Annotated in this window: 13 protein-coding genes; 12 read left to right on the forward strand and 1 reads right to left on the reverse strand. The window is 30.5% G+C overall.

From position 1 onward, the window contains the following. The first annotated feature begins 1 nt into the window (after position 1). The 4 genes from HNR33_RS14980 (at position 2) to HNR33_RS14995 (ending at position 5,288) form a co-directional block, all read left to right on the forward strand. Positions 2 to 937: an ABC transporter ATP-binding protein gene (locus HNR33_RS14980; RefSeq protein ID WP_429084785.1), complete on the forward strand. Its 936-nt coding sequence runs from the start codon at positions 2 to 4 to the stop codon at positions 935 to 937. An 11-nt stretch (positions 938 to 948) separates the two neighbouring features. Beyond that, positions 949 to 2,337: an ABC transporter permease gene (locus HNR33_RS14985; RefSeq protein ID WP_429084787.1), complete on the forward strand. Its 1,389-nt coding sequence runs from the start codon at positions 949 to 951 to the stop codon at positions 2,335 to 2,337. Continuing rightward, positions 2,294 to 3,460: an ABC transporter permease gene (locus HNR33_RS14990; protein ID WP_429084789.1), complete on the forward strand. Its 1,167-nt coding sequence runs from the start codon at positions 2,294 to 2,296 to the stop codon at positions 3,458 to 3,460. The genes HNR33_RS14985 and HNR33_RS14990 overlap by 44 nt, the downstream gene beginning before the upstream one ends. Before the next feature lie 169 nt (positions 3,461 to 3,629). Then, entirely contained in the window at positions 3,630 to 5,288 is a 1,659-nt protein-coding gene (locus tag HNR33_RS14995; RefSeq protein WP_429084791.1) for a hypothetical protein, read from the forward strand. A gap of 120 nt (positions 5,289 to 5,408) precedes the next feature. Here HNR33_RS14995 and HNR33_RS15000 read toward each other — a convergent pair whose 3' ends face one another. After that, positions 5,409 to 5,777 (reverse strand): DUF2500 domain-containing protein, encoded by a 369-nt coding sequence (locus HNR33_RS15000; protein WP_429084793.1) that lies wholly within the window; start codon positions 5,775 to 5,777, stop codon positions 5,409 to 5,411. 519 nt (positions 5,778 to 6,296) lie between these two features. Between HNR33_RS15000 and HNR33_RS15005 the strand changes: the two genes are divergently transcribed. The 8 genes from HNR33_RS15005 (at position 6,297) to HNR33_RS15040 (ending at position 16,235) form a co-directional block, all read left to right on the forward strand. Continuing rightward, positions 6,297 to 8,405: a hypothetical protein gene (locus HNR33_RS15005; protein ID WP_429084795.1), complete on the forward strand. Its 2,109-nt coding sequence runs from the start codon at positions 6,297 to 6,299 to the stop codon at positions 8,403 to 8,405. A 270-nt stretch (positions 8,406 to 8,675) separates the two neighbouring features. Further along, positions 8,676 to 9,215, forward strand: coding sequence for a phosphatase PAP2 family protein (locus HNR33_RS15010; RefSeq protein ID WP_429084796.1), 540 nt, complete (start codon positions 8,676 to 8,678; stop codon positions 9,213 to 9,215). Between the two features lie 126 nt (positions 9,216 to 9,341). Next, positions 9,342 to 10,145, forward strand: a complete 804-nt coding sequence (locus HNR33_RS15015) for an amino acid ABC transporter substrate-binding protein (protein ID WP_429084798.1) — start codon at positions 9,342 to 9,344, stop codon at positions 10,143 to 10,145. 11 nt (positions 10,146 to 10,156) lie between these two features. Then, the gene (locus HNR33_RS15020; RefSeq protein ID WP_429084800.1) at positions 10,157 to 10,795 is read left to right on the forward strand and encodes an amino acid ABC transporter permease; all 639 of its coding nucleotides are present in this window, start codon (positions 10,157 to 10,159) and stop codon (positions 10,793 to 10,795) included. A gap of 412 nt (positions 10,796 to 11,207) precedes the next feature. Beyond that, complete coding sequence (locus HNR33_RS15025) at positions 11,208 to 11,918, forward strand: ABC transporter ATP-binding protein (RefSeq protein ID WP_429084802.1); 711 nt, start codon at positions 11,208 to 11,210, stop codon at positions 11,916 to 11,918. Further along, complete coding sequence (locus tag HNR33_RS15030) at positions 11,918 to 14,266, forward strand: ABC transporter permease (protein WP_429084804.1); 2,349 nt, start codon at positions 11,918 to 11,920, stop codon at positions 14,264 to 14,266. Before HNR33_RS15025 ends, HNR33_RS15030 begins: the two co-directional genes overlap by 1 nt. A gap of 12 nt (positions 14,267 to 14,278) precedes the next feature. Then, positions 14,279 to 15,511, forward strand: a complete 1,233-nt coding sequence (locus HNR33_RS15035; RefSeq protein ID WP_429084806.1) for an efflux RND transporter periplasmic adaptor subunit — start codon at positions 14,279 to 14,281, stop codon at positions 15,509 to 15,511. A gap of 88 nt (positions 15,512 to 15,599) precedes the next feature. Next, on the forward strand, positions 15,600 to 16,235 hold the full coding sequence (locus HNR33_RS15040) for a TetR/AcrR family transcriptional regulator (RefSeq protein WP_429084808.1): 636 nt from the start codon (positions 15,600 to 15,602) through the stop codon (positions 16,233 to 16,235). The last annotated feature ends 103 nt before the right edge of the window (positions 16,236 to 16,338 follow it).

Genomic DNA, 16,338 nt, shown 5'->3' on the forward strand with positions numbered 1-16,338 from the left:
TATGCCTTTATTAGAGGTAAGAAATCTGAGCAAAAGTTATAAAGATATTAACGCTGTTGATGGAATAAGCTTTGAAGTAAATAAAGGGGAGGTTTTTGGTTTGCTAGGGCCAAATGGTGCTGGCAAATCAACTACTATATCAATGATATCAACTCTTATTAAGCCAAATGGTGGAGATATATTATATGAAGGTGAAGATATAATAAAGAAACCTAAAAAGATACAGCAAAAACTTGGAATAGTACCTCAAGAAATAGCTTTATATCCTACCTTAACTGGATATGATAATCTAAAGTTTTGGGGACATGTATATGGGTTAAGAGGAAAAGAACTTAAAAATAGAGTAGATGAAGTAGCTGAGATAGTTGGTTTGAAGGATAGATTAAAAGATAGGATAGAAAAGTACTCTGGAGGAATGAAAAGAAGAATAAATATTGGAGCTGCTCTTCTTCACAAACCAGAGTTTTTGATAATGGATGAACCAACAGTAGGTATTGATCCTCAATCGAGAAATCATATATTAGATACAGTACTTAAGCTTAATAAGGAAGGTATGACTATTATATACACAAGCCACTATATGGAGGAAGTTGAATACTTGTGTACAAGAGTTAGTATAATGGACAAAGGAAAAATAATAGCGTCTGGAACACAAGATGAGCTCATAGGTATCATAAAAGGTCATAAAAAAATCAAGCTCAAATTTGATGATATAACAGACCAATTAATTAACAAATTGAAAGAAATAGATTATATAACTAAAGTTAAGGTTACTAAAGGAGAGATTATTTTAACTACTGAAAATGGTAAGGAAATATTTAAAGATATAATATCAAAGGTAAGTGAAACAGAGAGAAATATATTGTCGATAGATATTAATAAACCAAATCTTGAATCAGTATTTCTACATCTAACTGGAAGAGCACTAAGGGATTAGGAGGGGTATTAATGAGAATAGTAGATATAGTCATTAAAGACTTAAAGATAATCCTATCCGACAGAAAGGCCACAATGATTTTAATAGCTATGCCTCTGATACTAATAGCAATACTCGGCACAGCTTTAAAGGGCTCTTTTATTCAAGAAGGAAATGAAAATACTATAAAGATATCTGTAGTAAAAAAATATGATGTTAGTGAAGAGACTAATAGGTTTATAGATTTCCTTGGAAATAGCTCTATTTTCAAAAATGTAGATAAGAATGATATAAACAATATAAAAACTGGAATAAAGGACTTAAATGTAGACGAAGTTTTTACGAAAGACTTTCTTCAAAATGAAGAAATTAAAAAGATTTTAGAATACGAAGTTACTGATGAGGAGACTGCATTAAGGCAATTAAACAGTGGCGAAGTTTCTGCTGTATTAATACTACCACAGGATTTCATATTTAATATGAGCGTTAACTTCTTTACACCATTTAGGAATAAGATTGAGATTAAAGTCATAGGGCATCCTGATAGATATATAAGCAGTCAAATAGTAGAAGGTATTATGACGGGATTCTCTGATCGTATATCATCAATAATCATTGGAAAAAATGTTTTTTTGGAAACTGCTTTAGAGGAAGGCATTGGAGTTGATGAAGCTTATAACAACATGGAAAGCGTAATTGATGATATATCAGATAACTTGGAAGAATTATTAGCTGATGTTGCATATGTAGAAGTAGAGGGTAAAGAACCTATTACAGGTTTTCAATACTATGCAGTTGGTATGGCTACAATGTTCATTCTATTTGCAGCAGGTAATGGAGGAAAGCTCTTATTAGACGAAAAGAAAAATATCACCTATCAAAGAATGACTATAGGTGGAATACAAAAAGGCAAAATAGTTTTTGGAAAATTTTTTACTGTTTTTTTACTTTCGATAATTCAAACAGGTTTAATAATAGTATTTACTAGCTTGATTTATAAGGTTAAGTGGGGAACTCCAATTTATGTTACGTTGATTACTGTTTGTACTGCTTTTTCAGTAGCAGGATTAGGTATGCTGCTTGCAGCAATAACATTTAAAAATAATAACTATAAGGCTTCTGACGTTTATCAAGCAGTAATTATTAATGGGATGTCTATATTAGGTGGAAGCTTCATACCCATAGACATACTACCTAAATTTTTTCAAGCATTAAGTAATTTTACACTGAACGGACTTGCTTTAAAGTCATACTTAAGTGTTATGCAGGGAGGAAGTATTGGAACGATATCATCATGGCTTTTAGGATTAATAGCTATAGGAATAGTGCTTACTCTAATATCTGTATACATTTTATGGGATGGAAAGGGGGGAAATCATGTTAAGCATAATAAGAATAAGATTTATAAGATTGAAGCATGAGTTTTTTGTATTTCTGATTATGACTGTAATGGCTCTTGGCTTTACCTTCTTGATGGGGATGGTTCAGAGTGGTGATTTCACTCCTACTGTTTTAATAGTGGATAAAGATAAAAGTGAATACTCAGAAATGCTTATAAATGAGTTAAATGCTAATAATGCATTTAGTTATCAGAATACTTCATATGATGATGCTGTAGGTAGAGTAGAAAAAAACAAAGTTTTAGCAGCTATTGTTATAGAGTCTAATTTTAAGCAAAACATAGAGAATGGTAAAGTACCAACGGTAGGAATCATGAAGGTGAAATTTGATAGAGATATATTTACATTAGAAAGTATTGTATCAAGTATTACTAGCAAAATGATAGGAAATATAAATATATCACATATTACTGCTGATTATGTAGAACAGTATTCTGACTCTAGCAAGGAATCAATTGTAAGTAAAGCATATAGTAATACAATTGAAAGCTGGAAATACAGAAAGCCTATATCTGTTAAAACAGAGGTTTTTAATAGCGAGAGTAAATATGATGATTATAAACATTTGATGATAGGATTTACACTGTTTTTTTCCATGTACACAATCGTATTTGCAATAGGTGAAATATTGAATGACAGAGAAAATAACACATGGCAGAGACTGCTGATATCACCTGTATCTAGAAGGTCTATACTAGGAGGAAACCTAGTGATGACATTTTTAATTGGTGTGTTTCAAGTAGGCATCTTGATTTTCTCAGGTAAATACCTATTTGGTCTAGATATGGGGTCTAGTATTAGCGGGATATTAATTATTGCTTTAGCCTTTGTTTTTGCAGTAACATGTTTAGGATTATTTTTATCTGGAATTGTAAAAACTCATTCTCAGCTTTCCGCAGTGACCCCTGTTGTACTAACAAGCACCTCAATGTTAGGTGGATGCATGTGGCCATTAGATATTGTAAATTCAAAGCTATTACTAGCGCTAGCTAATTTGACGCCACAGAAGTGGGCAATTCAAGGTATGGAGAAAATAGTCATGTATGGGGCAGGTGTTAGTTCAGCAATAGTACCTACGCTTATTTTAGTTGGTATGGGTCTAGTTTTTTTTATACTTGGAGTTAGAATAGTAAAATTTGAGTGAGAGAGTACCCTAGGTGTATTAGTCTAGGGTATTCTTGATTTACATAATTTATTAAGAAATTTTAATAAAATTAATTCGAAATTTATTAAAAAAATATTCTGAAAAATGATAAAATATACTAACGATTGATTCATAATAAATATACTTTTTATGATTTGGGGGGGATTCTATGAATAACAGAAGGTTTTATTTTAAAACGGTTTTGGCAATTATAATAGTTATTTTATGCTTTACAGGGTATCATACCTATAGTCATCTTAAAATACAGGCTATGACCTATACAGACAATTGGAGTAGAGGAATAGAGATAGGTACTGGAGAATTTAATAGACAACCGTTGATGAGTACTTTTGATAATAAATTATTTATGCTTACATTTTTAGATTTTTCTGATGGTGGGAAAATTAACTACTATCTAGTAGAGAAAGATGGAAGTATTATAAACCAAGGCATTGCAGATATTGATGTATTTAATAAGAATAGTATTGATAGTGTTTATCTTGTTAAAAATAATGTTTTCTTCGTTAAGGATTCTACATTATTTATGACTTCATATAATAAAGATATATTTAATGAGCCTAAGGAGTTGCTTACAGGTATAACTGGGTTTAACTTAATTGAAATAGAAGATAAAACGTTTATGCAAGTATTTAACGAAGACAGCATTAATCTATATACTTATCAGGATGAACAGTTAGTACTTCAAAAATCCTATGATAATAAATGGAATATTAAAAGTATTTATTACAGATTAATTGATGGAAAAGAGTACATATTTGTTCTAAACGAGGTGGATAAGCTGAATGACCAAATCCTTGGAGGAACTATTAATGAGCTTGATAATGGAAGCTTAAAGGTGCTTGATAGCATTTCATACATGTCTAATACATATATTCACAAAATATATGTGGAGAATGTAGAAGATAAAATTTTCTTGATTTATCCTACTACTAAAATTGAAACAGGTGGATTTAGAAATGAATATGTTGATATACAGATTGCAGATATTAGTAGTATGGAGGTTAATACTAGAAAAAGAATAGGTGAAGATGGTATTGAGGGAATAAATAATCTAGGGAGAGAAAAGTTCATATTTAAATATGGGAATACTTTAAAGCTCATAGCTGCTGCAGAAAACGTAGATAACATGTACTCAGATTATAGAAATATTTTTATTCTAGATATAGGCACAAACGGTAGTATTTCTAAACCTATTTTTCTGACAAATACTGAGAACACTTCAAAGGTTGCAACAGTGTTTAATATCCAATCTGATCAGTATATAGCTTGGCTTGATAATAATAATGATGGATACAAGCTCATGTTGAATAGTACTAACGAGGACTTTAAGCTTAAGAATTTCAAATTTACTGAAAGTGACTATAAGAGTGCAATATTAAAAGCATTATCATCGCCACTATATGCTGTAGCTGGAACTGTGCTAAAAATCTTTTGGGCCGTTGTTTTTATCACAGCAGTATTTCTTCCATTGGGACTTATTGTTAGAAAACTACGTATTGAAGATGATAGAATCAAGTTTGCTTTATTTATATTAGCATATGTTATACTAAATCTTATAACATTCAAGGGCACCTATTACTCAGGAACTGGGAGAGCGTATGTTCCTGACCTATTAAAAACAGGTATATTTGCATTCTTTGTTCCACTACTGGTGAACTTTATTTCTGGAATTATTATATATATCTTCTATAGGGAAAAGAAAAATGTACACTATGTAGGCTTATTAGCTTTTTTTATAATACTTGATTTGTATCTCGCGAACTTACTATACATCCCTTTTACTATGATGAGCTCAATATTGGTTTAAAGAATAAAAGGAGCTGTCTCAAAAGTGTATTTATTTAATCACTTATGAGCGCTCCTTTTCCTTTAGATTGTATAGATCTGTTCATTCTTAAAATTATTTCCTCTTTTGTAGCTATCCTTTTTATATATTTCTATTAAATGAATGAAACCGTGTTCCCTGAAAAGTTAACTTTCCTTCATCGCCTTCAACTATCATGCCGTATTCACGAGATGGAACATGAAGCTCCATTCGGTCTCCGCTTTCAACTTCAAATGTGACATAATATGTGGTTGAAGAACTATGGTGGTGATGGTTATCATGTGCATGAGTATGTCGAGATACATGTGTTCTTTTTGATACAACCTTAGCAGGCACAGATAAAACTGGTTGATGGTTGTTATAGTTCCATTCTTTTATTCCTCGAATAATAGTAAACAAGATAAGCCCAAAAATAAGAAGAAAAAAGATTGGGAAAATAGAAAACATGAAATTAAATGAAGTATCAAACATGTAATTCCCCCTAATATTGTTTTTATCATAACTATATTCTATAGGTAAGCCTTAATTCCTTTGTTTAGTAAAATTTAACATGCTTTTATTTTATAAGTATAAGATATTTATCGTCTTATAGGAAATGTTACTAAAAAAGTATTATCAAATTGTACAAGTTTATTTTGTAGTATATATTAGTAATATTTTAGACAAGTCCCTTATATATTTAATAATATGTAATTCAATAGATGAACATATAAAATGCTTAGGTTCATTATGGTAGGCTTATTCATAAATTTTTTAAAAATTTTAAAAAAATTTATGAATTTATGAAGGAAAAATTCAAAGCAATATGGAATATTAGTAAAAGGTAAATAAATACATATATTACAATAAGCGACAAAAAATCTCGATAATTGTTCTATTTTGACATAAAAACACAATTTTGTTATAAATTGACCTAAAAAGGGGGGGATATATAAGAATTTTAAAGAAACAAAGGTTTTATAGAAAAAACTAATATAAAGGAGGATATTTATGAAAAAAGCTTTATCGATTGTTTTGAGCTTAGCGTTAGTATTTGGTATGCTTCCAACAATGGGTATGTCCAATGTTCAAGCAGCTAAGGACGAGTGGGATACTGAGCGATACGGAGATGTATTAGACGTAGGTACTTACTTAAGACATTTAGAGAGTGACGAGGATTATAGAGATAGACTAGATAATGAAATAAAAGAAATGGCAGAGAACCTTAACTTTGATGAAGAAAGTAATACAGAAGAAAATAGCACTGACAACAATTTTACTTTTGATGGTGGAACTAAGTATTATTTAGGTTATGATTCAATAAATGGCTATTATTTTAAAACTTATACACTAAGAAGTATAGGAAGTAATGTTGAAGTTTGGGTTGCTGATGACTTATCATTCGAAGACGATAGACCTGCTCATGTAGTTACTCAAGAACAAGTTGATAAGCTAAGAGATGAATTTGACAATAATATATATCAAAAGGATACTGAATTTTTCGGTACACCTGATTCTCATACAGGTGAAGACGCTTTATTATCTGCATGGGGGAATGTACCTGAAAATTACTATACTCCTGACGATGGAATTGAAAGAGTGATTATGCTTGTTGACAACATAAGAGATGAAAATTTTTATGATTCTGAATATCCATTCTTTATAGCAGGATTTTACTCATCATCTTATGAGGCATATTTTGATAGGAATATAATCAATATAGATACTAATAATTGGGAAGAAAGACTAGAAACTACATTCTTTGGTACTACTGCACACGAATTTCAACATTTAATTCATGATGACAATGATAGTGCTGAAGAAACTTGGTTAAATGAAGGAATGTCTGACTTTGCAGAATATCTATGTGGATATGGGCATCCTATGGGACACGTAAACTTCTTTTTAGATCACCCAGAAAATTCACTAGTTGAGTGGGATGAGCATTACAGTGCTCCTTCAGGTCCAGAAACATTAGCTGACTATGGGCAAGCATACTTACTACAATTATATTTAAATGACAAGTATGGCAAAGATTTTGTTAAAGCCTTAGCAACTGATGGTGAAGATCAAGGAATTGAAAGTGTTAACAAAGTTTTAGATGACTTTGGAGCAGGAATAGACTTTGAAGAGTTATTTAGAAGATTTACTATAGCAATTGCAATAGATAGTAACAAGCCAGGTAACGGTATATATGAATTTGACAGTATAGATGTAACTGTAAACTACGAATCAGCATTAGAATATGATAAAGACGGTGTGCCTGCTTGGGGTGGAGATTATAAGGTTATAGATGTAACTGACAAGATTAGAACTATAATATTTGATGGAACTGATTTCATGCCAATACCTTGGGAAATCGTTGAAGATCCATTAGGAATACAAGATCAAGTTATTTGGGGTAGTTCTGGTGACGAAGCTGACAATAAGATTATTTTAGAAGCAGATTTATCATCAGTTGAGTCAGCAACTCTAAAGTTTGACAATTATTACGAGATAGAAGAGCAATGGGATTTTGGAATGGTTCAGGTATCTACAGATAATGGCGAAACTTGGGTAAGTTTAGCTAATGAAAATACTAGAAGTGATGTTGTAGAAGAAGGGTATCCAAAGATTAAAGAAAACCTTCCAGGATTTACAGGTGTTAATTATGAAGAAGAACCTGCTTGGACTGAAGAGATATTTGATTTATCTGAATATGCTGGTGAAAAGATTTATATAAGCTTCCGATATTTAACTGATTGGGGTTCAAATGAGGCAGGCTGGTTTATAGACAATATAGAAATACCAGAAATCGGTTATGAAAACACATGCGATTCAATAGAAGAGTTTCTTAACATGAATGAAATAAATGAGAGCTATGTTGAGTATGCAGTAACATTTATAAATAAAAGAACTTTAGGTAAAAGTGGAAAAGATCCTGTTTACAGAGTTGTAAATGTTAAGCCTTTTAATATTACTGAAGAAGATGCACTTGAATTAAGACAATTATTTAAAGATGGTGAAAACTACATGATCGTATGGTATGCTGCACCTTCAGGAGAAAAAGGCTCAGCAGAATTTACTTATGAAATAATAACTAAAGAAAATCATAAAAAAAATAAAAATGGTAAGAAGTAGTTAAAAAACAAAACAAGAAATAGCTAAATTGTTCTTATATAAAACCGTTATGTCATAGGCATAGCGGTTTTTTTATAAAAACTATTTTACAAAACTATAATATTTACTTTATAATGTATATTAAATCACAGTATCACATTAATATATAGATATATAATTTATTCCACAAGTCATCGGAAATTTCATTAAGAAAAAATTAACTTAATTTTTATATTAATTTAATATTTTTATATTATAATCATATTAAATAAATAAAAAGGATGAGCAAATATGAGATTTTTAGGAAAATGCTTTGTATTTGGAGACAAGAAACTATTTTATTTCATTAATAAAAATATAAGCTGTAGCTTTCTAAATAGAATTATGCCTTTTATTACAGAACTAGGAGGGGCTATATTTTCTAGTATACTTCCTCTGCTCTTGATAATCATAAACGCAGGGAAGTCAAGAATACTAGGGATTGAAATATTAGCCTCATTGTCAGTAAGTCAAGTATTTGTTCAGCTGTTAAAAAGGATGTTAACAAGAGAAAGGCCTTATAATATTTTACAGAATATAAACACATTTGGTATTAAACTTAAGGACTATTCATTTCCATCTGGACATACAACTGCAAGTTTTTCCATGGCAACCATTTTATCACTTTATATGCCTCAGATGATGATGCTTTTTGTTATTGCCGCGTTTGTAGTAGGTATATCAAGGATTTATCTAGCGGTACACTATCCTTCAGATGTTTTTGTTGGGATTATTTTAGGAACTGCTTCATCGTTTGTTACACATTCATATTTTTTAAATTATATGGCTTAGAATTCATGGGAGTATCGGATTGATACTTCTTTTTTAATAAATATTAAATTTAATACTTTACAACTTTAGCGCAATAAAGTATAATAACATCTATATTATTTATTAAAATAGAGGAGGCAATATATTATGAAAAACAAAATTATAATTTTTTTTGTACTGATTATATCAATGTCATTGATATTTAGTGGATGTGGAGAAAAACATTCAATTGATGATTCTCTAAATCAGATTAAAGAAAAAGGTGAATTTGTTGTAGGATTAGATGATAGTTTCCCACCTATGGGATTTAGAGATAAAAAAGGTGAAATAGTTGGTTTTGATATAGATCTAGCAAAGGAAGCTGCGAAGAGAATAGGTGTAAATGTGGTTTTTAAGCCTGTTGATTGGGATGGTGTTGTTCTAAGTCTAAAAAACAAGGATATTGATGTAATATGGAATGGTCTAACTATTACTGAAGAAAGACAAAAGCAAATTAATTTTTCAAATGTTTATTTAGAAAATAGACAAATAATAGTAGTGCAAAATGAATCAGATATAAAATCTAAGTCAGATTTATCTGGAACAACTGTTGGTTTACAGCTAGGAAGTAGTAGTGAAGCAGCACTATCGTCTGATAAAGATACGCAAAACTCATTAAAAGAAGTAAAAAAATATTCTAATAACACTGAGGCATTAATGGATTTAGCTGCTGGAAGAGTAGATGCAGTAATAGTAGATGAGGTAGTTGGAAGATACTATATTGAGAAAAGAGCAGGTGTATATAAAGTTCTAGAGGATGATTTTGGGAAAGAGTCATATGGTGTAGGACTAAGAAAAGAAGATAAAAGCTTTTTAGAAGAGCTGAATAGAGTTTTAGATGAAATAAAAAAAGATGGAACCGGTGAACAAATATCTAATAAATGGTTTGGAGAGAATATAATTTCTAAGTAGGAGGATTTAAGGTGAATTATTTTATAGATGTTACAGGGTATATACTACAAGGTTGTATCATTACAATAAAATTATATCTAGTTACTGCCCTATTTTCTGTTCCTTTAGGAATAGCGTCGGCACTAGGAAAAATATCATCTTCTAAAATATTAAAAAGCTTGTTAAGTATATATACATGGCTTTTTAGAGGAACTCCATTGCTATTGCAAATATTTTTTGCTTATTATGGGCTTCCTGTTTTAGGAATTACATTGAGTCCTTTCATGGCCGCAACACTAACTTTTATACTTAATTATGGTGCTTATTTGACTGAAATATTTAGAGCAGGAATTGAATCTATAGATAAAGGGCAATATGAAGCAGCAAAGGCGTTAGGGTTCAATTACAGACAAACTATGGGATATATAATACTTCCTCAAACTGTTAGAAGAGTATTACCTCCAACTTGTAACGAAGGCATCACGCTAATAAAGGATACTGCATTAGTAGCTGCTATAGGTATGGGTGATCTGTTAAGAGCTGCTAAAGAGGTTGTAACAAGAGACTTTACCATTACTCCTTTCATAATTGCAGCACTATTGTATCTTATGATGACAACTTTAATAATTTTAGTCTTTAGAAAACTAGAAGCAAGATATTCCTATGAATAGAGAACATCCAACAATAAAAAATCTCCTTTAAAAGATGAAAACATCAATTAAAGGAGATTTTCTCGTGATAAAGATAAAATGTATATATTTAATTAATAATCATTTTCTGTGTAACAAAAAACAAGCAATTTTTAGCATCTACCATAGCCATAAGGCATAAATAAAACTACTAACAACAAGAAAAAGAATAGTAACTCAGTGCCATTATCTCCAAAGCCACCAAATAATCCTTTATTTTCAGCCATAATACAACCTCCTTTATTTAATAACTTATTTCCTTACTTAATACATTATATTAATAAAAAAATATAGTGTTACTTTTTATGTCTTGGATTGACTACATGGTCAATAGATGATAAAATATTGCTAAGATGACCATGTGGTCAAACAAGCTTATATCTGAGGTGAAATAATGGATAAAAGTGTTTTAATGAAAGTAGAAAACTTATCAAAAGAATATCAAATGGGAGAAGTAACAGTAAGGGCACTACAGGAGGTTTCATTTGAAATTAATGAAGGAGAATTTGTTGTAATATTAGGTCCTAGTGGTTCAGGTAAGAGTACTTTATTAAATATACTTGGTGGCATGGATAAACCAACAACTGGAGAAGTCTTTTTACAAGAGCAAAGCATTACCGGCTACAATGATAAGGAATTAACCAGCTATAGGCGAGATAAAGTGGGTTTTGTTTTTCAGTTCTATAATCTTATGGCTAATTTAACAGCTAAAGAAAATGTAGAGTTAGCTACAGAAATATGCAAAGCTCCGCTAGATATTGATGAGATACTAGAAAATGTTGGGTTACAAGACAGAAAAGACCATTTTCCTTCTCAGATGAGTGGTGGGGAGCAGCAAAGGGTTGCTATAGCAAGAGCTGTTGCCAAAAATCCACTATTATTATTATGTGACGAACCTACAGGAGCACTAGACTTTAAAACTGGAATATCTATATTGTCATTATTAAATAGAATAAATAAACAGTATAACAAAACGGTAATTATTATTACACACAACTCTCCTATTGCTAATATGGGAGATAGAGTAATTAAGATGAGAAGTGGAAAGATTATTGAAAATATCATAAATCCAAATCCAATAGAGCCTGAAAGGATTGCATGGTAATGAAGAGGTTAGATTTAAGACTCTTAAGACTTATTAAAAATTCTAAAGGACAGTTTATAGCTATAACAGTGCTTGTAATAGTCGGGCTTACTATTTACACTGCATTAAGTACTGCTATAGTAAATCTTGAGGACACTTTAAACTACTATTATGACGAAACAAACTTTGCTGATATATTTGTTCAATTTTCAAAGGTTCCTGAGTCTGCTTTAGATAAGGTAAGGAGCGTCAATGGAGTCAAAGAAGTAGAGGGAAGAATAGTTTTTGATATACAAATGAAAACCGATGATAGCGATGAAAAAGTTAAAACTAGGATTGTTTCAATAGCTGATAACAGTATTATAAACAAATTATACATCACAGATGGAAACAATATAGAGACTAAAAGTAAGGATGCTATAGTAATTGAACAGTTTGCTAAAGCAAGAAATATACGTATTAACGATACTATAAAACCGTATATTGAAGGAAGAACATTTAATCTAAACGTTAATGGAATATCGGCAAGTCCTGAATACGTATATTTAATGGAGAATGAACAGAGCTTTTTACCTATGCCAGATAAATTTGGGATTATTTTTGTCTCGCAGGAATTTGCAAGACAAAACTTCGGCTTCAAAGACAGCTATAATGAGATTCTAATTACTGTAAAAGATAGAGAACATGTAGATAGGATAAAAGACCAAGTTGAAAAGGTATTAAAGCAGTATGGTGTTAAAAGAATATATACTCGTGATGAACAATTAAGTCACCGTATGGTATCAGAGGAAATTAAAGGAGTTAAGCAAACATCAAGCACAGTGCCTTTGATATTTCTAGGAGTTGCAGCTATTATAATTGCAGCTATGCTATCAAGGATGATACGAAATGATAGGATGTCCATAGGAGTACTTAAAGCACTTGGATACAGCAACATGAGTGTATTTATGCATTATATCAAGTATAGTATTATGATAGGGCTTATTGGCTCAGTATTTGGAATTGTTTTGGGGACTATTTTATCAGGTAATATGGCTAAACTATATACTCAATTTTTTAATATTCCGATGCTTAAATTCAAATTTTATTATGGATATATATTTTCTGCTATTTCTCTTTCTATTATTTTCTGTACTATAGCAGGTATTTGGGGAGCAAGAAGGGTACTTAAAATATTGCCTGCTGAGTCTATGAGACCTGAACCTCCAAAGCAGGGTGGGAGAGTTTTCTTAGATAAAATAGACATACTATGGAGTAATTTATCTTTTAGCTGGAAAATGGTATTAAGAAATATACTAAGAAATAAAAAGAGATTTCTATTTATCACTTTAGGAATAGCAATGACATATGCAATAACACTTATGCCTGCTATAATGAATGCTGCCATAGATGATATATTTATTAATCATTACTCTGATTTCCAGAAGATGGATTATAATATTAACTTTAGTAAACCATTAAGTATTAATACAGTAAATGATATTAAACACATTGTAGATGTAGAAAAAATTGAGCCCAAAATAGAATTCCCTTTTGAAATTGTATATGGAAATAGTAAGATTGTAGCTAATATTATAGGGGTGTATAGTAATACAGAGTTCTACGGATTTAAAAATATAAATGGGCAGAGTATAGATCTACCTAGTGAAGGAATTGTACTTTCAGAAGGCTTAGCAAGATTTATAGGCGTTCATAAAGGTGACAAAGTAAAGATAAAGACATTTATTCCTAATAAGGATGACGTTTATGTTGAAGTAAAGGATATCATTAAGCAATCACTAGGGACAAATGGATACATGAATATTGATGCTATGAGTAGTGAGCTTTTAGATAAAAATCTTATTACAGGAGTTTATATAGATTCTGCTGATGATGTGAAAGGAAAACTTGAAGATATAAAAAATATATCATCTATACAGTCACTGTATGATATGAAATCAATATTTGAACAGTTTATGGGATTAATGATGGTTTCTATAAGTATGATGGTATTATTTGCAGGAATACTAGGATTTGTAATAGTTTATAATTCAACTATCATGAATATAGCAGAGAGAAGATTAGAATTTTCATCACTAAGGGTTATGGGGTTTTCAAAGAATGAGATTTTCAAAATCGTGTCTAAGGAAAATGCAATAATGACTGTTGCTGGAATCATATTTGGTATTCCACTAGGTCAATCCATGTTGACTTCACTAGAAACGGTATTTAGTACTGAAATATATACCATTGAGATGAATCCATCACTATATAGTTATATAATTACAGCGGCTCTTACTATAGTTTTTGTTGTATTAGCACAATTAGCAACCTATAAGAAAATAAATAAGCTTGATTTTATTGAAGCATTGAAAAATAGAATCTCTTAAGGGGGTCTTCGAATGAAAAAAATGAAATATGTCATTATTGCTACAGTATTATTAGCTATGGTGGGTGTAGGTGTATACTTTGCAAAAGGTAATAGTGCAGTAAAGGTTGAAACTTTTACTGCGAAGCGTGACGATATAAAAAGTTTCATAGATGAAACTGCAACAGTTAAAGCAAATAACCAGAGAATAGTATATTCGAAAAGTGTTGGAGAAGTGCTTAAGCTAGATGTTAGTGCAGGAGAAGAGATAAAAAAAGGAGACATTATTGCAGTTTTAAATACTGAGGAAGCGGAGCTACAGATTAAAAGTCTGAAGGCTAAGAAAAACGCATTACTAGCTTCATACAGTGAAGCTACAAAGCTTCCTGATAAAGAGATAATTAATAAAGCAGAAGCTAATGTTAGAAGTATTGAAATATTAGTAGAAAATGCAAAAAATGATGCAGAGAAAAGTAAAAAGTTATTTGAAGAGGGAGCAATAAGTGAAGATAATTATCAAAATGCATTAAACAATCTTAAGATTCAGCAGGAAGCATTAGAAGTAGCAAAAAATGAACTTGCAAGTATTAAAAAAGGGCCTTCTGAAAACATAAAGAAGCAATATGAAGCTCAGATATCTGAGATAGATTATCAGATTGATATTTTAAATAAAAATAAGGGAAATTCTTTAATTGAAGCGCCTATTGATGGAATAGTTCTTGAAACATATGTAAAGGAAGGAGCATACCTACAGCCTGGGGTGCCTGTTTTAGAAATCGGTAATGGAAATGACTTATACCTTGAGGTAGACATTTTAGTAAGCGAAATAGGCGAAATAAAAGAAAATGCACCAGTTATAGTGTATAATGATGATTTGGATATTGAAAACATCACTGGAGTAGTTACAAAGATATATCCAAAAGCTTTTAGCAAAATCTCAGACCTAGGGATAGAGCAAAAAAGAGTTAAAATAGAGATCGACTTGAATAATGATACAGATAGGCTAAAGGTAGGCTATGATGTAAATGCAAAGATAGTAACAAATGAAAAGAAAAATTCAATCATAGTTCCTGATAGTGCAGTATTTGATTATGAGGATGGAGATTATGTATATATATTAAACGAAAATACAGCAGGATTAAGAAAAGTCGAGACTGGTATTGAAGGTGAAGATATGATTGAAATAATATCTGGAGTAAAAACAGGAGAACGTGTTATATTAAGTCCAGATGAGAAGATAAAAGAAGGTGTAGAAGTCAAATATTAGATGAGAAGTAATTTGCAGATAATTATTTCCAGAATTTGAATATGAAAAATAGAATGTTAGAAAAGAATATTATGGAAGGTGTATTGATTTGTTTGAAAGCTTTGAGAATTTATCAGAAGAAAAAAGAAATAGGATAATTGATGTATGTATTGAGGAATTTGCAGAGCATGGATATAAAAAAGGCTCTACTAATGAAATTACAAAAAAAGCAGGAATATCTAAGGGTATACTGTTTCACTACTTTAAAAATAAAAAAAATTTATACCTATATATTGTTGATCATGTAATGAATAATTTTAGTAAAACTTTATTTAATCAAATCGAAAATATGGATAGCGATGATATATTCAATGTAATAAAAAATGTTACATTAATGAAGATGAAAGTATTTTCTCAATCCCCTATAGTTTATGAGTTTATGGTAAATGCTTTTTTGTCTCCACCTGAAGAAATAGAAGAAGATATAAAAAATAGATATTTTCAAATTTATAATGAGAGCTTTAGAATATTGATTCAAAAGCTTGATACTACTAATCTAAAAAAAGACATAAACGAAAAAAAAGCTATTGAACTATTATTCATTGCATTAGATGCAATTGCTAATAAATACATTAAGGAATATAAAGGAAGAGAAAAAGATATAATTGAGGAAGCAGATAAAATTATAAAAGAATTCGATCAGTATATGTATATATTGAAATGGGGATTTTACGATAAAGCCTAGATGACCAGCTGAAATAAGCTGGTTTTTATTTGAAAATACAGTTATTAATAAATCTTAATAAGTAATTAATTAAAGATTAACAAAATTCTGAAAAAACATTTAT

The organism is Brassicibacter mesophilus (assembly GCF_050433385.1).
Lineage (GTDB): Bacteria > Bacillota > Clostridia > Tissierellales > Proteiniboraceae > Brassicibacter > Brassicibacter mesophilus.